Here is a 20,603-nt window from a genome sequence, read left to right on the forward strand (position 1 = left end):
CTCACTCATGGCCAGAGCCACTAGAGGAACGAAAGCTGCGCTGGCGACGAGAGCGCTGGCTTTATTTTCAAAAAGTTCCACCCAGTCGAGCGGCTTCTTTAAAATACCCGGCACGGCTGCCCCGAAGAGGTCTTTGCAAAAGCACAGCGCGATGAGGCCAAGACCCGAACCCCAGGCCCAGGGCTGGCAATACCAAGGCAAACGGGCACGGGCGCTAGGCTCCGTGTGCCAGTATTTCCATGCACCGACGGCGCTGATACCAAGCAGAGGGCTGATGGCTACACCGGTCACTTCGGAGATGCCTTCGGCCAAACTCACACCAGGAATAATCGCGCCCGAGGTCGTTGTACCAAGGGCATGGCTGGCTATGGCGGCGACTTTTTCCTCCAGCCCGGAAGCCAGGAGATCAGTCTCAGCAACTGGCTCGGCGGCACTGGCGGCGAGCGAGAAACAAGCAATCATCAGGATGGTGAGATAGCGATTCATGGTCGTGATGGGGAAGGCAGCCCGAATGGGACGAGGTCGGGGTCGAAAATGTGCGAAGATTCGCCTCAGCCAGCTACAATTCTAAACTGTGGTTGTAAGCGGTAAATAATCGAAGTCGCTCTCCATGAGGAATTTTGATTGAAACATTCCCTGCGAAGCGGCTACATTTAAACAGCCACAAAATCTACGGGTAATCAGGCTTGAAAGGGGAGCGAAAGCGCCGTTTTCGCAGTTCTGATATCTCGTTTTGAACTACTTTTTCTAAATTGGGAACAATTCTTGCGATTTTTCTCAATTGCTATAAAAACACACTGACAACTGAAAATCCCGGATGAAGGTCAACAACACAATCGTCATTTCCATCGGCCAAGCAGGCAATCAAATCGCTGCTTCGTTTTGGAAAACCATCTGCCAGGAACACGGCATTGATCCCATGAGTGGTTCCGTCACCACGCAGGGAACACCACCACGCGGCAATTGGAGTTCCTTTTTCTCCCAACTCGGTGAATCCGGATCCAGCTATGTGCCGCGTGCCGTCATGGTCGATCTGGAGCCAAGCGTCATCGATCATGTGAAAGCTACGACAGGCTCGCTTTTCAACCCAGCAAACCTGATCAGCCGAACGGAAGGTGCTGGTGGCAATTTCGCTGTCGGCTACTCCGGCGCCGGGCGCGAGGTGCTGCCCGAAGTGATGAGCCGTGTGAGCTATGAGATCGACAAATGTGACAACGTGGGTGGCATCATCGTCATTCATGCCACGGGAGGCGGTACGGGTTCCGGCTTCGGCGCATTGCTCATCGAGTCCATCAAGGAGAAGTATCCTGAAGCACCCGTGTTGAGCTGTGCAGTATTGCCCTCACCACAGGTTTCCAGTGTGGTTACCGAGCCTTACAACACGGTTTTCTCACTCAACAGCCTGCGCCGCACGGCTGATGCCTGCCTGATTTTCGACAATGAGGCTCTGTTCGAGCTGGCGCACCGGAAGTGGAACATTGAGAGCCCGACTGTGGATGATCTGAACCTGCTCATCACCGAAGCGCTTGCTGGCATCACCGCATCCATGCGCTTCAGCGGCTTCCTGACGGTGGAAATCAGCCTGCGAGAGCTGCTCACCAATCTTGTTCCGCAGCCTTCCCTGCATTTCTTGATGTGCGCCTTCGCGCCACTTACGCCACCGGATCGCAGCAAATTTGAGGAGATGAGCATTGAGGACATGATCAAGTCCCTCTTCGATAATGGCTCCGTCTTTGCCGCCTGCTCGCCGATGGAGGGACGCTTCCTTTCCACCGCCGTGCTTTACCGTGGCATCATGGAGGACAAGCCCTTGGCCGATGCCTCCCTGGCGGCGATGCGCGAGAAGCTCCCGCTCACCTACTGGATCCCCACCGCTTTCAAGATCGGCTATGTCGAACAACCGGGCATCTCGCACCGCAAGAGCATGGTGCTCCTGGCCAACAACACCGAAATCGCCCGCGTCCTGGACCGGATCTGCCACAACTTCGACAAGCTCTGGCAGCGAAAGGCCTTCGCCAACTGGTACCTGAACGAAGGCATGAACGAAGAGCAGATCATCGCCCTTCGTGCCTCCGCCCAGGAACTCATCCAGAGCTACCAGGTGGCCGAAGAGAGCGGTGCCAAAGCCAAAACTCAGGACGAAGGAACCATGACCACCCGCAGTACATCTGCCGGTGAGGATCCACGCAGGACATCGTCTGTCAGCCTTCGCGATCTCGTGGACCGTCGCTGATCCATCCAGACTTTCTTTTTTAAACCTAACTTCAAGCAAACATCCCGGAGGAGAACCAGTGAGAGAGATTCTGAGCATTCATGTCGGCCAGTGTGGCAACCAAATCGCGGATCGCTTCTGGCGTCTGATTTTGCGTGAGCACGGCCTCACCGATCAAGGCACGCCCAAAGATGGCTCATCTGCCGCAAGCAATGCCAACATGGAGGTCTTCTTCCATAAGATTCGTGACGGCAAATACATCCCCCGTGCGGTGCTTGTGGACCTCGAGCCCGGTGTCATTGCACGTATCGAGAGCGGAGACATGTCCCAGCTCTTCGATGAAAGCAGCATCGTGCGCAAAATCCCAGGTGCCGCGAACAACTGGGCACGCGGCTACAACGTCGAAGGTGAGCGCGTCATCGATCAGGTGATGAACGTCATCGACAATGCCGTCGAAAAAACCAAGGGGCTTCAGGGTTTCCTCCTCACTCATTCCATTGGTGGCGGTTCCGGTTCCGGCCTTGGCTCGCTTATTCTTGAGCGTCTGCGTCAAGCCTATCCAAAGAAGCGCATCTTCACCTTCTCGGTCGCGCCTTCGCCAGTCATTTCAGACTCTGCAGTCGAGCCCTACAACGCCATCCTGACCCTCCAGCGCATCCTCGATCATGCCGACGGTGCCGTCATTCTCGACAACGAAGCTCTCTTCCGCATTGCCAAGGCCAAGCTGCATCGCTCGCCGAACTACATGGACCTCAACCACATCGTCGCGCTCATCATGAGCTCGGTGACGGCGTCCCTGCGTTTCCCCGGCAAGCTGAACACCGACCTCAGCGAGTTTGTCACAAATCTCGTGCCCTTCCCTGGCAACCACTTCTTCACCGCCAGCTTCGCTCCGATGCGTGCCCCAGGTCAGGAAGGTCAGGTCCGCAGCAACTTCCCCGACCTCGCCCGCGAGACATTTTCGCAGGACAACTTCACCGCTGCCATCGACTGGCAGCAGGGCGTCTATCTCGCCGCCAGCGCCCTCTTCCGAGGTGATGTGAAGCAGAAGGAGGTCGATGAAAACATGGCCACCATCCGCAAAGGACTGAACTTCGCCAGCTACATGCCATCTGCCGGCGGTCTGAAGATCGGCGTCGCTGAGACTGCGCCTGAAGGTTTCGCCTCCAGCGGTCTCGCACTCGTGAACCACACCGGCATCGCGGCCGTCTTCGAGCGTCTGGTCACCCAGTTTGACATTATGTTTGATAACCACGCCTACACCCACTGGTATGAAGCCGCCGGTGTCTCGCGTGACATGATGGCCAGCGCACGTGACTCTATCGCCAACCTCGCGAGGTCTTACCGCGACGCCAGTTAGTTCCTTTTTTTCCGTGGATCCCAACCTTGAGCGCCAACTGTTGTCGGCCTCCCGCAGTGTCGAGGAGGTCCGCCGACTTGCGTACCGGGATCCCGCCCGCCTTGGGCAGCTCGTCGAGCAGATCAGCGTCCTCGCCGATCTCCGGCAGAAGGAAGGTGACTTCCGCAAAGCCGAATCCCTCTACCGAGAGGCGCTTTTCCGAGCCCAGGAGTTGAAAAAGCCCGACCCCGATCTCCTCTGCGGCATTCATTCCCTCCTCGCCCATCTCTATGATCGCTGGGGTCGGATGGACAAGTCCGCCGAGTATTATGAAAAGGCGCTCAAGATCGCCGACGACGCCGGTTTGCAGGACAATGACAAGGTGGCGACCATCAAGAACAACCTCGCCATGATCTTCAAAGGACTGCGCGACTACAAAAAGGCTGAGCAGTACTATCAAGAGGCGCTCGATACCTTCCGCGCAGCAGATGGTGGGGAAAGCCCGCGTGTAGCCAGCGTGCTGAACAATCTCGGCGTGCTCTACTACACCAACATGGATGTGGAGCGCGCCCAGCAGATGCATGAGCGCGCACTCGGCATCCGCCAAAATCTGGCTCAGGATCAGATGGACCCCGCCGATCTCTCCCAAACCTATATCAATCTGGGAGCCGTCTATAAAGCCACCGGAGACTTTCAAAAAGCCGAAGCCTGCGTGGACCGTGCCAAGCGCATCCGCTCCGGCATGAACGGTTTCCACGCCAATCCCCGCCGCGCCGCAGCGCTGTTGATCGACAAGACTCTGTAACGACCTTTTCTGGGCAGTGCATGTTTTTGTTTGAGTTGGCGGGAGTTTTCAGGCAGCCATGGCGACTGTGATTCTCGTTTTAACCGCTGGCTTTGGTGATGGACATAACACGGCCGCAGCCTCCGTGGCCGAGGCATTGCGTCGCTCTCTACCCGGGGAGCAGGTGCTTGTGTCGGATCTGGTGTCCGAAGTACAGCCGCGCACGGCGGGTGTTTTGAAAAGCTTGTATCAGGTGGCCATCACGCATCTTCCCTGGGCCTGGAGTGCGCTCTACCGGATGCTGGCGAAGTCTGACCTAGACCCGAAGCAGAATGCCTGGATGCGCCCGCTGCTGACGGGATTGAGGCGGCAGATCGAAGAATTGAAACCCCGTGTCATCGTGAGCACCTACCCTCTTTATGCGGGTCTGCTGGCGACCCTGCGGCAGCAGATGGAGGTGCCGCCTTTGGTGACGGTGATCACGGACTCGACGAGCGTCCACCCGATCTGGCTCATGGCACCGAGCGATCTCTACTGCGTGTCGGATGTGGAGACGGATGATGTCATCCTGAAGATGGGCGTGCCTCCGGCGAAAACTCGCATCACTGGCTTTCCTGTGAGTCTGCAATTTTCGGAAGCCCTGCCGGAAGAGCTGCTTTGCCGCAGCGGACAACGCATTCTTTATCTCCCCTCCACACCGGCAAGACACGTTGCCGCCACACTGGAGGCGCTACGTCCGCTGATCGAGCAGGGCGTGAAGCTCACGATCCCGGTGGGAAAGCATCGCTCTCGTCTCTATCATGCACTGCGGCGCTACATCGATTCGATCCCCGAAGGAACCTTGGACATCATCGGCTGGACCTCGCGCATCCCTGAGCTGCTGCGCACGCATGATGTCGTGATCTGCAAGGCGGGCGGAGCCATCCTGCATGAAGTCATGGCGGCACGCACACCTGCGGTGATCGACTACGTCGTCCCAGGGCAGGAGGAAGGAAATGCGGATTACCTGCTGTCACGTCACTGCGCGCTACGCTCTCACTCCGCCGCAGAGACCGGCCTGCAAGTGGCAGCAGCACTGGCAAACAACGGCAAACTTGTGCGGCAGATGCGGGAAAACCTGCTGCCCATCAGCGTGCCCGACGCGGCATTGCGCGTGGCCCATGAAGTGCAGGAAATGATGAAGGCCCGCTAAAGACGTCTGTGACTACTTCTCCTTCTTCTGGAAGAGCTTTTTGAAGAAGTTCGACTTCGGCTTCTCCTCTGTCGGCAACTTGGCAGGGGCTGTCTCCAGTCCACCGCTGCCTTGCACAGGTGCATTGGGAATGGGGACGGGCGCAAAGCGTGAGTCCGGGTTTGTCGCAGGCGCTGGTGCTCCCGCAGGGGCTGTCTGCTTGGTAAAGTCGATCGCCGCAGGTCGGATGCTGGGCGCTGCAGCGGTGTTGATGTTGATTACCTTTGGCGTGAGCGCCTTGCCATCGGCTCCGTATTCGTGGAGGACCTGCTGGAAGGTTTCCCCGTTCAGGTTCATGAGGAGGTCCTCTTTCCGTCGGCCAAGCTCATCGTAGTTGCACTTGACGCGCGCCACCAGGTTGCCACGCCCATCATAGACATTGCCCTGAGTCGGCTCACCCTTCTCGTTCATGAGGAAGACTTTTTTAATCGAGAGGACATTGTCCGCCGTGTAGGTCATCTCCGTCATCTCGCGAGTCTCGGGATTGTTCACCGACTCAGTTCGTGACTTGTCCTTGTGGTAGATCGTGCGGCCGATCACCCGCTGGCCATTCGGGCTCGCGGTGGTGATGGCGACAAACAGAAGCCATGAAAGGCCAAGAAAGGCAGCGCGCATTTTCATAGTTAAAGACAGAGTCTCCGACAGAATAGCGGCGACTTCTCCCGTCTCCAACTCGTTTGTTTAACCGTCATGATCACTGAACTGAATCTTCACCCCTCTGAGGCTGACTGGAACCTCTTCCTCTCCGAAGTGGCAATCGACTTCGGCTGCACCACCGGCACGATTCATCGGCTCGACCCGGCGGACAAGCATCTGAAACTCGTGGCAGCAAAGGCCATCCCGCCTCAGCTCATTCCCATCATCCAGTCCATCCCCGTGGGCAAAGGCATCGCCGGTGCGGCTGCGCAGCGGGAAGCGCCCGTGGAGTTGTGCAATCTGCAAACCGACACCAGCGGCGTGGCCAAACCCGGCGCAAGGCAGACCAATGTTCAGGGCAGCCTCGCTGTGCCGATGATGGATGGCTCCCGCCTCTGCGGCACGCTCGGCATCGGCAAGATGGAGCCCTATGAATTCAGCCCCGAGGAAAAGGAGAAGCTCCTCAGCATCGCCCGCGCTGCAGCAGCCCGGCTTTTGCCTGCGGGCTGAATTGTCTTGGCTACGGAGTGACGAGTCATTATCAATGGCGCGCCATGAAGCGCTCCACGATCCACGTCCTCGCCGCCCTTTCCACTTTCACCACCGCCCACGCTGAAGGCGGCTTTTATGGTGATGCTCCCGATGCCACGCATCCCTGGGCCATCCATGACATGAACCGCCCGCAGCCACCGCGTGTGGAGCCTGGGAAAAATGGTGCCGCTCCTTCCGATGCCATCGTCCTCTTCAGCGGCAAGGCGGAGGAGATCGAGAAGTGGCAGTCCGACAAGCCCACAGGCGAGCCTACCAAATGGGAAGTCAAAGATGGCGTGCTGCAATGCGTGCCCGGCAGCGGCTACATCCGCTCGAAGGAAGAGTTCGCCGACTGCCAACTCCACATCGAATGGAGCGCGCCCAGCAAGGTCGAGGGCAACAGCCAGGGCCGTGGGAACAGCGGTGTCTTCCTCATGGGTCAGGTCGAAGTGCAGGTGCTGGATAACTACAACAACCCCACCTACCCGGACGGCTTCGCCTCCTCCATCTACGGCATCAATCCTCCTATGGCCAACGCGCTGAACGCACCCGGCGAGTGGCAGAGCTACGACATCATCTTCCGCCGCCCCCTTTTCAAAGACGGCCAGGAGATTGACCCCGGCTACATCACCGTCTTCGTCAATGGCGTCTGCACCCAGGACCACACCCAACTCGAAGGCGGCGGCGGTCACATGCGCCGCTCCAGCCCGCGCCCTTTCCCTGAAAAAGGTCCGCTCAAACTCCAGGATCACGGCAATCCCGTCCGCTACCGGAACATCTGGTATCGCCCCCTGCCCAAACGCGCCATCGAAGGCGGCGACACCAGCCGCATGAGCGAAGCCGCCACCGCCGCCAAGCGCGCCGAGATCGCCAAAGGCATCCGCGAAGACGCCGCCAAACTGGAGGGCAACGCCAAGATGTATCGCCTCCTCGAATCTCTCTGCTACGCCGACAACAACGCCGCCCGTGAAACTGGCATCAAGATGACCGCCGACTTCATCCAGGCACTGAAAGACACCCCCGCCGACAAGATCGAATCCAAGAAAGGCGAGGCCCTCCAGTTCCAAAAAGCCCTGAACTACCTCACCAAATTCAAACTCCTCCCCGACGACTTCACCGCGAAACAGCAGATCGCTGAGATCGTGAAGAAGCAGGAGTGGGACAAGAAGAAGTAGCGGCCGCAAGATTTCTCCGGCAACCCACGCTCGTCCTTGAGCGTGACGTGCTGTGGACTTAGACTCCGCCCACATGCACCCCCAAAACCTGCTTCGCCTTGCCACACGCGGCTCTTTGATCATGGCCGCCCTCTGGCTGGCGGCTTGTAAGACCACGCCACCGCCGCCAGAGCCTCCACCTGTCGTGAAGAAGCCCACCGGCCTCTTCGAGTGGAACGGCCTTGGCAAAGACATCACCTCCATCCGCATCAATGTGGACGAACAGAGGGCCTACCTCTACAATGGCGAAGAACAGCTCGGCTGGACCTATGTGGCCACCGGCATCACCAGCTTCCCCACGCCGATTGGCGAGTTCAAGGTGCTGGAAAAGATCTCCGACAAAGTCTCCAACCTCTACGGCAAGGGCTATGACGCGGATGGCAAGCTCGTGAACTCCGACTTCAAGCAGGGCCGCGATCTCCTGCCTCCCGGCGGCCGTTTCGAAGCCGCCAAGATGACCTACTTCATGCGCCTCACCGGCGATGGCGTGGGCATGCACATCGGCCCCATCCCACGTCCTGGAAAACGCGCCTCTCATGGTTGCATCCGCCTCCCATCGAAATTCGCCGGCACCATGTTCAAGCACACCGCCATCGGCACTCCGGTGAAGATCGAAGGCAGCGGCCCGGATTATCAGACCTATCTCAAACAGTCCGCCGAGAAATCCAAGACCAACGCCGCCAAGCTCGCCGCTGCGAAGAAGAAAGCCGAAGAAGCCGCCGCTGCGGCAACGGCGATCACCACTCTCGCCCCAGGTGATCCAAACGGACCTGCCGCGACTCCACCCGCCGCTGGCACCACTCCGGCCCCGGCAGGCACTCCGGTCCCCTCCCCTGCCCCGACTGAGGAAATCAAGCCCGCCATCCCCTCGACACCGACACCTGCCCCAGCAGCAGCCGGCGCTCCGACGGGGAACTGAGACTTCACCATGTCCGCCCCACAGCCTCTCGTCGTCACCCATCCGCTGGCCCAGATTCACCTGACGGCCATGCGTCGGCAGGACACGCCCCCAGCGCAGTTCCGCTGGCATCTGCACCGACTGGCGGAGATCCTCTTCACCGTGGCCAGCCGTGGATTGGAGACAGCGGAGGTCACTCTCCAGACGCCGCTGGCCGAAACGCAGGGACATGCCTTTGCCCGCCCACTCGTGCTCGTGCCCATCCTGCGCGCCGGTTTGGGCCTGAGCGATGCCATCCACGCCCTCGTGCCCGAGGCCGTCGTGGCGCACATCGGCATCGCCCGGTGTGAAGAGACCGCCCAGCCGAGGCCCTATTATGCCAAGCTTCCCGTCGTGCTGTATGAGGCGGATGTTTTCGTGCTCGATCCCATGCTCGCCACCGGCGGCAGTGCCTGTTTCACAATCAAGCAACTCAAGGCCGCAGGAGCCGAGAGACTCACCTTCATCTCCGTGGTCAGCAGCCCGCAGGGCCTGGAGGCGCTGCATGAAGCGCACCCCGACGTGCCCGTCGTCACCGCCGCCATTGATGAAGGATTGAACGAGAACTTCTACATCGTGCCCGGTCTCGGCGATGCCGGGGACCGCTGCTTTGGCACCTGATTCCCCATGTCCCCCATCTGGGTGACGAAAAATCTTCGACTGGCACGGGGAATGATCTTGCTGCGTGTCTCGTATCCATGAGATAAGCCAACCAGCACCATGAAAGAGTACGCCTATATCCACGAAGAAGGACGCCTGCCCGCGCCTTTGAAGGCCGTGCCGTTCCTCAATAGTTTCACCGACGAACAGCTCGACGAAGTCCTGAACTCCTCCTCCCTCCTCCAGTGCGATCCGGGGGACACGATCATCCAGGAAGGAACCATCGACAGCCGCATCTACGTCCTGCTCAGCGGGAATCTCGAAGTCCGGGTCTGCGGCAAAACAGTCGCCGCCATTTCTCGTCCAGGTGACGTTTTCGGCGAGCTGGCCCTGGTCAATCAGGACAAACGCGCCGCCTCCGTCATTGCTGGCAGCCGCGCCCTATGCCTCGCCGTGGACCAGAAATTCCTCCAGGACATCCATCCGCGTGAGGAAGACCCCGCCTTCCACGCCGCGCTGTTTGAATTCGTCGCCCGTCTCGTCACGAAGAAGCTCGATGTCACCTCCCGCCGCCTCGCTGAGGTGGAAAAGGAACTCCGCGCCCTCAAAGACGCCCAGGCCGAGCCTGCTGAGGCAGTCATCTCCGTGCCCAAGCCCGCCCGTCGTGCCCCGCGCCCTGCCGTCAAAGCAGCCCGCAAGCCCGCTCGCCGGAAGGCTTTGGCCTAGACGACGACCGGATCGCCAAACAGCGTGAAGTTCGCCCAGCCTGTGATGTTCACGTCGAAGATCTCGCCGATGTGACGCTCGGGATTGCCCTCGAAGACCACGATCCGGTTCGTCCGCGTGCGTCCCGTGAGCCGCGACTCGTTTGTCTTGCTCGTGCCCTCGCACAGCACCTCCACGCGTTGGCCGATCAGCTCCTCATAGCGCGGATACGCGTGTGAGTTCACCAGGGTGAGCAGGTCTTGATTGCGACGCTCCTTCTCCTGCTCGCTGACTTGCAGTTCCTCCGCCATCTCCGCAGCGGGCGTGCCACGGCGCTTCGAGTAGCGGAAGACGAAGGCGTTATCAAACTTCAGCCGGTCAAAGAGCTCCCGCGTCTCCAGGTAATGCTGCTCCGTCTCACCCGGAAAGCCCACGATCACATCCGTCGTCACTGCGATCCCCGGACGCGCTGCGCGAATGCGCTCCACGAGTTCACTGAACTTCGCCGACGAGTAAGGGCGGTGCATCTTTTTCAAGATCTCATCACTCCCGCTCTGCACCGGCAGATGCACATGCTCGGCGAGCTTTGGCAGATAGGTGAAGGCTTCGATCAGGTCCTTCTTGTAGCCAATCGGATGCGGGCTGGTGAAGCGGATGCGCTGAATGCCCGGCACCTCATGCACCGCCTCGATGAGCTGAACGAAGGGCGACTTCCCATCCACGACAGGGAATTCATGCCGCCCATAAAGATTCACGATCTGCCCGAGCAGCGTGATTTCCTTCACCCCTTGATCGGCGAGACGCTTCACCTCCTCCACGATGTCTGCGATGGGCCGCCCACGCTCTCCGCCGCGTGTGTAGGGCACGATGCAGAAGGTACACTTCATGTTGCAGCCCTGCATGATGCTCACAAAGGCGGAGCCCTGCTTCGGTTTCAGCGTGTGATCCCGAATCGTGTTCTGGCTCGCGTCCTCTTCGTCGATATCCACGATGGAAAAGCGCTCCTCATCCATCTGCCGCGCTTCTTTGGCCCGGATGATCTCATCCACATACTCGACCACGCGATGATACTTCTGCGTGCCGACCACGAGATCCACGTTCGTCTTCCCCACCAGTTCCGAGCCACGGCTCTGCGCCATGCAGCCCATGAAGCCCGTGACCAGCGGCACCTTCCGCCGCCGCACCATGCCCATCTTCCCCATCGCCTTCTGCTCCGCCTGATCGCGCACGGAGCAGGTATTGATCAGCACCACATCCGCGTCCGCATCCGTCGCCGTCATGGTATAGCCGCGCTCGACGAACATCTGCGATACCTGCTCGGTATCGCGCTCATTCATCTGGCAGCCGTAAGTCTTGATGTAAACGCGGGGCATGGAGGCGGGGCGGAGGTTTGCCGCACTTGGCGGTGATTTGCAAAGAGTTCGCTCACCGCATTTGCCTCTCGTCAAAGCCCGCCCGCGTCGCTACTCTACACCCGCAATTCCTCTCCATGAATTCTCCGTGGTCCATTCGCCTCGTCCGGGCGCTCTTCTTTTCGCTCTTCGTGTTCATCGGCATCACGATCGCGCTCGGCTTTGACCAGCCGGCATGGACGGGAGCGATCACGGGCGCGGTCGTCATGGGAATGCTCCTGGTTCTGGACCTCACACTCACGCGCGTGACGCTGCGGGACTTCTCCCACGCCACCTTCGGCCTCGGCATCGGTCTTTTCTGCGCCTGGCTCATCACCCGCATCGGCGTCTTCCAGCTGGACTACTTCCAGTCAAAGCCCGGCAGCGAGGCCCTGCAAAACCTCGTGCAGCTCGTCATCTACGCCTCGCTCGCTTTCTTCGGCGTCACCGTCGCGTTGCGCAGTGATCGCGACCAGTTCGCCTTCATCATCCCCTATGTGCAGTTCCGCCGCGAAGGCGCGGAAGGCGAGCCTCTCCTGCTCGATACGAACATCATCATTGACGGCCGCATCCTCAAAGTGGCGGACACCGGCTTTCTCAGCGGCCCGCTCGTCGTCCCGCGCTTCGTTTTGGATGAACTCCAGCGCCTCACCGAATCTGGCGACAACCAAAAAGTCCTGCGTGGCAAACGCGGTCTCGAAGTCATGGAAAAACTCCGTGCCCTGCCCGGCGTGCGACTCACTGTCTTCGAGCCTGAGAGCTGGGAAAAGCGCGACGACCTCTCCGTGGATGCCCGCCTGGCCCATCTTTCCCGTCAACTCAATGCCCGCCTTCTGACGAACGACGAAGACCTCGCCAAAGTCGCCCGCCTTCGTGGCATCACTGTGCTGAGTTTCAACGATCTCGTCATCGCCCTGCAGCCGCAATTGAACCCTGGCGATGAACTCGCGCTTAGCCTCCAGAAGCCCGGCAAAGATAAACATCAAGCTGTGGGCTACCTCCCGGATGGCACCATGATCGTCGTCAACCAAGCTGCCGCTTTTGTGGGTCAAACCGTCGATGTCGTGATCTCCAGCGCCCTGCCTACCTCCGCAGGCAGGCTCATCTTTGCCGAACTAAAGGCACGGTGATCATACGGCCCGCCGACGGCGTAACATCACAGCTCCCGCCAGCGCCAGCAGCACCAGACTCCCCGGCTCAGGCACAGCGACAATCGCCGAGATCTCCGTCGCGCTCGCCGAGATGCGCGAGGCATACATGTTGCTCGGTTTATCCAAGCCCGTGTCTGTGTGGAAGTTCCAGCCAGTGCCGTCGCTGCCCTCGTAAAAGCCGCCTTTGTCGAAAAGCGCTGCGTCGAACTCGCTGAAGTCGCCCACCGTGTTGTTCGTGTCAAAGAAGCCGTCCACCGCGTAGTTGATGCCCGCCAGAAACCACTGCGCACCGACTTGAATGAAGACACCGCCGCCCGAATCCCCGGAGGAAAGCGTGGCCTCGTTTTGACCCGTCACATCGTTGAACTGCGCCGAGATCAGATCTCCCACCCCGCTCGCGACGATCCCACTCACCTCATTCGCTCCCCAGCGCGAGACGCCATCCATGCCCGTGGTGTACCAGCCATGCACCGTCGGCCCAACCGTCACTTCCGCACCGCGTGGACCTCCTCGGCCAAAGGTCACCATCGTGCTCCCGACCTCACTGCTGCCTGTGTAAATCTCGGCCCATGAGGAAAAGCTCTCGTTGATCTTAAACACGCGCAGGTCCGTCCCTGCGATGTCCCAGAAGCCCGCGCCGCCATTCGCAGCAGCGTCGATCGTGTAGGTCACATCCGCCACGCCGTTGAACTCCGCCGTGCTGACAAACGTGCTGCCCTGTACCCCGAAATGCTGAGCCGTGATGAAGTACTGCTGCCCGATCATCGTCCCGAGAAAGCCGCCATATTCACCCTGGAACCCCCAGCCACTGTCCTGGTAGATGCCCGTTGGAGCCGTCGTGTTTGCCGATGCATTGTCCGTGTCCAGAAGCACAATCCCCGAGCTCAGCCCCGCCAGACCAAGCCAGACCGCCAGCAGCAACGGCAAGCGTTGGGACAGAAGATTGAGATTCGGGATTGATCGGAACATTTGGAGAACTTAACCACCATTCCATAATCTTCATAATGTTTTTCCGTTTGAAGCTCCTCTTCATTCCCCTCCACCTTGCCACACTATGATCACACAGCGCCCCTGAGATTCTCCCCCATGGCTAAAGCAAAATCCCCCGCCTTTGCCCGCATCCGTGCGGAAGTGATCCGTCTGGTCGGACTGATCCCTGAACGCAAGTTCACCACCTACGGCAGCATCGCCGTCCACATGAACGTCATGGCACGGCATGTCGCGTTTGTGATGAGTCGGCTCACGGAGGAGGAATCGAAAGCGCTGCCTTGGCACCGCGTCGTCAGTGCCGATGCCCGTATCAGTCCCAAGATGGAAGCCGAGCTGCACGACCAGCAAAAGTCACGTCTCGAGTCCGAAGGCATGGTCATCGACCCCAAAGGCTACATCCAGGATTCGGACGCGCACTTCCACGTCGTCGGCATCCGCCGGAACATCCGCTGGAGCGAAGTCAGGTGACTTGCTGGGAAAAGAAATGACGGCTCGTTTCCATCGTTGTCCCACCATGACTTTCCGAGCCGCATTGTTTGCCCTCCTCGCCGCCTCGTCTCTCCAAGCCGAGGACGCCGAGCCCCTGTTCGTGCGCCGGGTCTGGCCCTTGTTCCAGGAAAAATGCCTCGCCTGCCACGGCAACGACAAAAAGAAGATCAAAGCCGACTACGACATGCGCACGCTGCAGAGCGCCATCAAAGGCGGCGAGAGCGAAACCAAAGCCCTCATCCCTGGAAAGCCTGACGAAAGCCCGCTCTACCTCGCCTCCACCCGCAAGCATGACGACTGGGAACCCATGCCGCCAAAGGAGGCTGATCAACTCAAGCCCGAGCAGCTCGCCTGGATCAAAGACTGGATCACCGGCGGCGCTCCCTGGCCCGATGAAGCCAAGCGAAAAGCCATCGCCAAAGCCAGTGCAGAAAGGTGGAGCGCCGAAGATGGCATCACGGTGAAGGTCACCGGCGCGCTTTCTCCTGAATGGGCGAACCGCCGCTACAAGCCGGAGGCGCTGTGGGGGTATCAGCCGGTGAAGAAGCCAGTGCTCAGTGCTCAGTCCTCAGTGCATCCCGTGGATGCGCTGCTCGCCGTTAAAGATCCCGCACCTGACGCCGATGCCCGCACATTCATCCGCAGAGCCACCTTTGATCTTCTCGGCCTGCCACCGACTCCCGACGAGATCACCGCCTTCGAGTCCGACCTGTCAGACTCGTCCGACAAGTCCGCCGCCTATCTGCGCCTCATCAACCGCCTCTTGGAAAGCCCCCACTACGGCGAACGCATGGCCCGCCACTGGCTGGATGTCGTGCGCTACGCCGACAGCAGCGGCTTTGCCAACGACTACGAACGCGGCAACGCCTGGCGCTACCGCGACTACGTCGTCCGCAGCTTCAACGCCGACAAACCCTACGACCAGTTCATCAAAGAACAGATCGCCGGAGACGAGATGGCCGAAACTAACCGAGAACAGCAAACCGAGAACAGCGAACTCTTGATCGCCACCGGCTTCCTCCGCATGGGCCCGTGGGAACTCACCGGCATGGAAGTCGCCAAGGTGGCCCGGCAGCGCTTCCTCGATGACGTGACGAACAGTGTCGGCGAGACCTTCCTCGCGCACTCGCTTCAATGCGCGCGCTGCCATGATCACAAGTTCGATCCCGTGCCGACGCATGACTACTACGCCATGCAGGCCTGCTTCAGCACCACCCAGCTCGCCGAGCGCCCCGCGCCATTTTTGAAGGAAGAAAACACCGCCGGCTTCGACGAGAAAAAACACCTCGAAACCCGGCGTGCCGAGCACATGGCCGTTTTGGAACGTCTCGATGCCAAACTGCTCGTGAACGCGCAAAAGTGGTTCGCGGAAAAGAAACTCGACCCCGCGAAATGGAACGCCGCCGTCGCCCAGGCAAAAAAAGGTGGCGGCAAAAAAGCCAAGCGAGACTTCTCCGATGTGTTTTCCGCCGCGCGCCAGATTTTGAGCAAGCAGGGCTTCGCCGAAGATCAGTATCCGCCCAAGCTCGTCGGTTTCGAGCCCGAGGACTACGGCAACGAACGCGTGGCCCGCAAAGGCCTGGAGCGCCTGAAGTGGGAGCTGGAGCGCTACGAGCCCTTTGCCTTCAGCGTTTACAATGGCGTCACGCCGGACATCAAATCCGTGTACCAGCCCATGCGCATGCCGCAGGATCGCATGACCAATGGCGAACTCGAACAAACTGCCATCCTCGGCGGCGGTGACCCCTTCTCACCCACGAAGCCCGTCAAGCCTGGCGTGCTTTCGGTGCTCGACAGCATCGAGTTTGGCGAAGGCGTCGAAGGCCGCCGCACCGCACTGGCCAAATGGATCGCCAGCCCATCCAACCCACTCACCACGCGCACCATCGTCAATCGTCTCTGGCTCTGGCATTTCGGCCAAGCGCTCGCGGGCAATCCCAACAACTTCGGCAGCACCGGCAAAAAGCCCACGCATCCCGAGCTGCTCGACTTCCTCGCCGCGACGCTCGTGGAGAAGGGTTGGAGTGTGAAGGAGATGCATCGGCTTATCATGACGAGCGCTGCTTATCGGCGCAGTTCTCAGTTCTCTGTTCCCGGTTCTCAGTTGAGTCGTGAAGAGGCTGAAAAAGCTTATGCGGTGTTCAAACCACGCCGCCTCATGGCCGAGGAAATGCGCGATGCCATGCTCAGCATCACCGGCGAACTCAATCCCACGCTCGGCGGCATTCCGAATCGCCCCGAGATCAATATCGAAGTCGCCATGCAACCGCGTCAGGTCATGGGCACCTTTGCCTCCGCCTGGGTGCCGAATCCCCTCCCCTCCCAGCGCCATCGCCGCAGCCTCTATGCTCTGAAGATTCGCGGCCTGCGCGATCCCTTCATGGAGGTCTTCAACGAACCCGCGCCTGACTTCTCATGCGAAGCCCGCGAGGTCTCCACCGTCACGCCGCAGGTCTTCAGCCTCTTCAACGGCCAGGGCAGTTATGACCGGGCGCTGGCGCTCGCAAATCGAGTGCTGAAGGAAAAGCCAGCCGATGTGATCACCCGTGTCTTCCAACTCACCTTTGGCCGTCCGCCAACCGCTGACGAAAAAACCGCCACCGAGTCCCACTGGCGCGACATGGAGGCCAAACAAACGAAGCTGTCCTTCACGAAAACCAAACCACCTCTCGAAGTCCGCCGCGACGCTGTCGAAGAGAACACCGGCGAGAAGTTTTCCTTCAACGAAAAGCTTCCCGGCTTCACCGACTTCATCCCAGACCTCCAGCCCGCCGATTGCGATGCCAAGACCCGCGCGCTGGCGGATGTTTGCCTCGTGCTGCTGAACTCGAATGAGTTCGCTTACCTTTATTGAGGGCAATCACCTGCCCATCACAAGCTTCAACGCGGCCATGAGATCAAGGCGGCGGAAGGTCTGGCTGCTGGCTTTATCTTCGACTTTCACGCCAGTGGTTTGCAGGATCTTCATCATCGCACTGGCCATGTCGGAGCCGTGTTGTTTCCAATCGTAGCCGGACTTCTCGATGGCCTCGCGCAGGATCATCACCGAGCCGCAGAGGATGGCGTTCGAGGAGCTCGTGGCCCGTGCGGGCACGAGAAGGTCGATCTTCGCGCTGCGATCAAGTGTGGCCATGTCTTTGCCGGGAGCCACCGCGCCGATGGCGAAGCAATTTGGCTGACTTGCGGGCCATGAGATGCCTTTGGTGAAGCCGTGATTGCCTGCCGGAGCACTCACCCAGAGGCCGAGTTCGCGCAGCTTCGCGAGCTTGGCATCAATCTCGGTCGGAACAGGCTCGGCGTGCTCTTTGTCATCGACGGGGGCAAGATTCACGGTGGTAATGTGGTGTTCCGCATGATGGTCGATGACCCATTGCAGTGCTTTCGCGAGTGAGGCGCTATCGCCGATTTTGCAATGACAGCATTCGAGACTGCGGACGACGGCGATCTGGTTGTTGTAGGCCACGCCTCGCTTGCCGCCGTGATTCACGGACGATGGAATGCCAATCGTGCTACCGTGATAGCCTTTGCCCTCGTGTTTCGGGTCAGCATCGCCATCCACCGCATCATGAGTGACCTTCACCTTCTCACCCTGCCACTCGGGTCTCGACATCGTGCAGCCGTCGTCGAGCAAGGCCAGCGTCTGGCCTTTGCCGAAGGTCAAAACGTCTGCGTAAGTCTTCCATGCAGCAATGATTCCAGCGTGCTCGAACTCGGCAGGCTGCGCGGGCTCCTGAGCAAGGGAGCAGGTGGCGAAGAACAGAAAGAAGATGGTTTTCATCGCTGGGTAAGGAAGGCCAGCAGATCCCGCAACTCTTCATCCGTGAGTGACATCACGAGTCCCGGCGGCATGAGGGACATTTTGATCTCGGTTCGGCTAATGACGTCGGCTTCGGGGAAGGAGCGTTCTTTGCCGGTGAGGTCGCGAAAGACTTCGCTGCTGGAGGAGCGGAGGAGGATGCCCGTGAACTCCGTGCCGTCTTTGAGCTTTACGAGGGAGGGGTAAAACTGCGGGGCGACCTCGCGATGCGGTTCAAGGATAGAGCGGAGGATGGCCGCGCGGTCGCCCTGCTGCGCGATGAGGGTGAGGTCGGGGCCGACGACGTTGCCACGGCCGCTGTGGCGATGGCAGGTGGCGCAGATGGCGACCTTGGTGTTGAAGAATAGGCGGCGCCCGTTTTCGGTGTCGGGCTTGCTGGGAAGAGTGTCGAGGAGCTTCAGCCAGGCATCGGTTTGATCGAAGGGCGGGCGATTCGCGGCAGGTGTGAAGCCATCGGTGAAACGGAGGGCGCGTTTGGCTTCATCGCGGATGGTGGCGTCTTCGCTGGTGGCAAGTTTTTGCAGCAGCGCGGTGTCGTCGGTGCCGAGGATGGCCTCGGCGCGGAGTTGCGGGCTGCGTTTGTCATCGGCGGCAATTTCGGCGCTGGCACGGCGGGCGGCGAGGGTGCGCACGGCTTCGAGTTGGAGGACTTCGTCGTCGCTGTTCGCAAACTCACGCAGGAGTTCGAGCGTGAGGGCTTTGTGTGTCGGCGGAGCGAGGCGCAAAGCGTAGCCTTTGAGGCGGGCGGGTGTGTTGGGGTTCGTGATCCGCTCGACGAGCACTTCGGGATTCGTCACGCCAGCGCCGGGATCGCCACGAAGGGTGTTCCAGGTGGCGAGAACGGCCTCAAAAAGGCGGAAGTCGAGCTTTGGATCACTCAGCATGGCCTCGACTTGTGGCTGGAAGTTTTTCAGCACGGCATCGGCGATCCAGCGCAGGCATTCGAAGCGCATTTCGGCATCGGGATCGCTGATGAAGGCACGAACCCACTGCTCGTCATTCAAGTCAGCACGACGCATGGCGACGAAGGCCCAGACGCGATCTTGTGGTGCGAGGGCTTTGACTTGCTCGATGGTCAAACCGGCGCGTGAAAGCGCGGTGAGGGCGGCATCGGAGAGGTATTTGTCGGTTCCACGAGCGAGTTCGAGGAGCTTGGTGGTTTCGAGCTTCGTTCCACCGGTGCGCAGTTTTTTCGCAAGCTCAGCCTCGGCTGTGATGGGCTGCTTTTTCGCGATCCAAGGCGCGTCAGTGACTTCGAGCTTCCAAAGTCGGCCGCGACCGTGAATCGGGTAGGAACTGAAGACCCAGTCGTTCAGATAAAAAACACCGTTGCCCGCAGCGACCATGCAGGTGGGGCGGAAGAAGTCGCTGCCTTTGACGAGCGGGATGCGCTCGGAAGTGTAGCCCGCGCCTTTTCGTGTGAGCGGGAAGTAGTCGATGCTGTGATCGCTCCAGCTCGGGATGATGACGCCGCCGCCAAGCTCGACGACAGCGCAGGGGCCTTCGCCACTCGGATGCACCATGCCGAGCGTGCCGCGCAGCTCGCCGTTCCATGCGACGAAGGGATGCACGGGGGCGCTGCCATAGACCCACTGGAAGCCGTAGTCGGCACCTTCGACGACATTGAGCAAACGGCACGGAGGACGGCTGCCAGGATCGTTTTCAGCGGCGAAGATCTCGCCATCCTCGCGCACCATGAGTCCAAACGGATTCCAGAAGCCACGTGCGATGCGGCGGATGCCTTTGCCATCGGCGGAGCAGCGAAAAACGCCGCCTTCACCGCGTCCGCTGACTTTCGTGCCATCGGTGCCGGTAATGGTCCAGTCCTTGCCGAAGTTCTCGCCGAGCGAGAAGACGAGGCCGCCATCAGGATGCCAGGCCATGCCGCTGAGACCGTTGTGCGGGTAATCGGCCACGGTGTCCATGGTCGCGAGGTTCTCTTCCAGATCGCCGACGCCATCGGCATTCGTGTCCTTCACGCGCAGGATGCGATCCCGCTCGGCGAGGTAGATCCAGCCATCGGGGCCGACCTCGACGTGCATCGTGGCATCGGTTTTGTTGTAGAAGACACGGCGGTTTTTGCCCTTCGCATCAAAGACGAGGATCTCGTCGTGCTCGGGGCCGGTATAACCTTCGGGACGAAAATGCGTGTGACATGCGGCGAGCCAGATGTTGCCCTTTTCATCCACATCGATGCCTGTGGGCGTGACGAGATCAGGATGCTCGGCGAGGAGCGTGAGTTTCACGCCGGACTGCAGCGTCTCGATCTGCGGCGGCAGCTCACCGGGAACGACAGGCGCTTTCGGCGGCGGGCCGGATTGGGCGAGGGCGGCGAGTGGGAGGATGAGCAAATAGCGGAGCATGAGGACTACTATTACGTGATGGAAATGACACCTCCATCGCGTCGCGGTGGAGGTGATGACATGTTTCCAACAAAGAGCCTAGGTATGGCATGGCATCTGCGGTCACGAATGATCCCCCCATCGAGCCCAGTGTGTTGGAAACCGTGACCTTCGTCTTCACCGGCGGAGGATTTCAGCATCTTGGGCAGCCTCTCGACGGACATCGACTCCCCC

At 60.0% G+C, this 20,603-nt stretch carries 17 protein-coding genes and 1 pseudogene; 12 read left to right on the top strand and 6 right to left on the bottom strand.

Annotation, left to right across the window (positions count from 1 at the left end; genetic code table 11):
* Positions 1-486, bottom strand: a pseudogene (locus AC6FTP_RS09255) (hypothetical protein); the annotation flags it as partial.
* Positions 487-817: 331 nt separating this feature from the next.
* Between AC6FTP_RS09255 and AC6FTP_RS09260 the strand changes: the two are divergent.
* The 4 genes from AC6FTP_RS09260 to AC6FTP_RS09275 are packed head-to-tail and all read left to right on the top strand — an operon-like array spanning position 818 to position 5,527.
* On the top strand, positions 818-2,233 hold the full coding sequence (locus AC6FTP_RS09260; protein WP_497206629.1) for a tubulin beta chain: 1,416 nt from the start codon (positions 818-820) through the stop codon (positions 2,231-2,233).
* Positions 2,234-2,291: 58 nt separating this feature from the next.
* Positions 2,292-3,572, top strand: coding sequence for a tubulin beta chain (locus AC6FTP_RS09265; RefSeq protein ID WP_497200873.1), 1,281 nt, complete (start codon positions 2,292-2,294; stop codon positions 3,570-3,572).
* A gap of 13 nt (positions 3,573-3,585) precedes the next feature.
* Positions 3,586-4,356 carry a tetratricopeptide repeat protein gene (locus AC6FTP_RS09270; RefSeq protein WP_497206630.1) on the top strand — a complete coding sequence of 257 codons (771 nt, stop codon included), beginning with the start codon at positions 3,586-3,588 and terminating at the stop codon, positions 4,354-4,356.
* 58 nt (positions 4,357-4,414) lie between these two features.
* A complete protein-coding gene (locus AC6FTP_RS09275; RefSeq protein ID WP_497206631.1) occupies positions 4,415-5,527 on the top strand; it encodes an MGDG synthase family glycosyltransferase in 1,113 nt (370 codons plus the stop codon).
* Between the two features lie 12 nt (positions 5,528-5,539).
* On the opposite strand, the gene AC6FTP_RS09280 is transcribed toward AC6FTP_RS09275, so the two are convergent.
* The gene (locus tag AC6FTP_RS09280; RefSeq protein WP_497206632.1) at positions 5,540-6,187 is read right to left on the bottom strand and encodes a hypothetical protein; all 648 of its coding nucleotides are present in this window, start codon (positions 6,185-6,187) and stop codon (positions 5,540-5,542) included.
* Between the two features lie 69 nt (positions 6,188-6,256).
* Between AC6FTP_RS09280 and AC6FTP_RS09285 the strand changes: the two genes are divergently transcribed.
* The 5 genes from AC6FTP_RS09285 (at position 6,257) to AC6FTP_RS09305 (ending at position 10,210) form a co-directional block, all read left to right on the top strand.
* The gene (locus tag AC6FTP_RS09285) at positions 6,257-6,712 is read left to right on the top strand and encodes a GAF domain-containing protein (protein ID WP_497206633.1); all 456 of its coding nucleotides are present in this window, start codon (positions 6,257-6,259) and stop codon (positions 6,710-6,712) included.
* A 44-nt stretch (positions 6,713-6,756) separates the two neighbouring features.
* On the top strand, positions 6,757-7,908 hold the full coding sequence (locus AC6FTP_RS09290; protein ID WP_497206634.1) for a 3-keto-disaccharide hydrolase: 1,152 nt from the start codon (positions 6,757-6,759) through the stop codon (positions 7,906-7,908).
* Positions 7,909-7,981: 73 nt separating this feature from the next.
* Positions 7,982-8,866: a L,D-transpeptidase gene (locus AC6FTP_RS09295; RefSeq protein ID WP_497206635.1), complete on the top strand. Its 885-nt coding sequence runs from the start codon at positions 7,982-7,984 to the stop codon at positions 8,864-8,866.
* A 9-nt stretch (positions 8,867-8,875) separates the two neighbouring features.
* Positions 8,876-9,505 carry a uracil phosphoribosyltransferase gene (gene upp, locus AC6FTP_RS09300; protein WP_497206636.1) on the top strand — a complete coding sequence of 210 codons (630 nt, stop codon included), beginning with the start codon at positions 8,876-8,878 and terminating at the stop codon, positions 9,503-9,505.
* A gap of 99 nt (positions 9,506-9,604) precedes the next feature.
* A complete protein-coding gene (locus AC6FTP_RS09305; RefSeq protein ID WP_497206637.1) occupies positions 9,605-10,210 on the top strand; it encodes a cyclic nucleotide-binding domain-containing protein in 606 nt (201 codons plus the stop codon).
* On the opposite strand, the gene miaB is transcribed toward AC6FTP_RS09305, so the two are convergent.
* A complete protein-coding gene (gene miaB, locus AC6FTP_RS09310; protein WP_497206638.1) occupies positions 10,207-11,562 on the bottom strand; it encodes a tRNA (N6-isopentenyl adenosine(37)-C2)-methylthiotransferase MiaB in 1,356 nt (451 codons plus the stop codon). The two genes, AC6FTP_RS09305 and miaB, sit on opposite strands and share 4 nt — an antisense overlap.
* Before the next feature lie 116 nt (positions 11,563-11,678).
* On the opposite strand from miaB, the gene AC6FTP_RS09315 reads away from it, so the two are divergent.
* On the top strand, positions 11,679-12,710 hold the full coding sequence (locus tag AC6FTP_RS09315; RefSeq protein ID WP_497206639.1) for a PIN/TRAM domain-containing protein: 1,032 nt from the start codon (positions 11,679-11,681) through the stop codon (positions 12,708-12,710).
* Here the strand turns inward: AC6FTP_RS09315 and AC6FTP_RS09320 are convergent, their stop codons facing one another.
* Complete coding sequence (locus tag AC6FTP_RS09320; RefSeq protein WP_497206640.1) at positions 12,711-13,700, bottom strand: PEP-CTERM sorting domain-containing protein; 990 nt, start codon at positions 13,698-13,700, stop codon at positions 12,711-12,713.
* Between the two features lie 117 nt (positions 13,701-13,817).
* On the opposite strand from AC6FTP_RS09320, the gene AC6FTP_RS09325 reads away from it, so the two are divergent.
* Both AC6FTP_RS09325 and AC6FTP_RS09330 read left to right on the top strand, forming a co-directional pair.
* On the top strand, positions 13,818-14,189 hold the full coding sequence (locus AC6FTP_RS09325; protein WP_497206641.1) for an MGMT family protein: 372 nt from the start codon (positions 13,818-13,820) through the stop codon (positions 14,187-14,189).
* Positions 14,190-14,235: 46 nt separating this feature from the next.
* Positions 14,236-17,064, top strand: coding sequence for a PSD1 and planctomycete cytochrome C domain-containing protein (locus tag AC6FTP_RS09330; RefSeq protein ID WP_497206642.1), 2,829 nt, complete (start codon positions 14,236-14,238; stop codon positions 17,062-17,064).
* Positions 17,065-17,070: 6 nt separating this feature from the next.
* Here AC6FTP_RS09330 and AC6FTP_RS09335 read toward each other — a convergent pair whose 3' ends face one another.
* Entirely contained in the window at positions 17,071-17,988 is a 918-nt protein-coding gene (locus AC6FTP_RS09335) for a S8 family serine peptidase (protein ID WP_497206643.1), read from the bottom strand.
* Positions 17,985-20,390, bottom strand: coding sequence for a PVC-type heme-binding CxxCH protein (locus AC6FTP_RS09340; RefSeq protein ID WP_497206644.1), 2,406 nt, complete (start codon positions 20,388-20,390; stop codon positions 17,985-17,987). The genes AC6FTP_RS09335 and AC6FTP_RS09340 overlap by 4 nt, the downstream gene beginning before the upstream one ends.
* Between the last annotated feature and the right edge of the window lie 213 nt (positions 20,391-20,603).

Source organism: Prosthecobacter sp., assembly GCF_044378005.1.
Classification (GTDB): Bacteria; Verrucomicrobiota; Verrucomicrobiia; order Verrucomicrobiales; family Verrucomicrobiaceae; genus Prosthecobacter.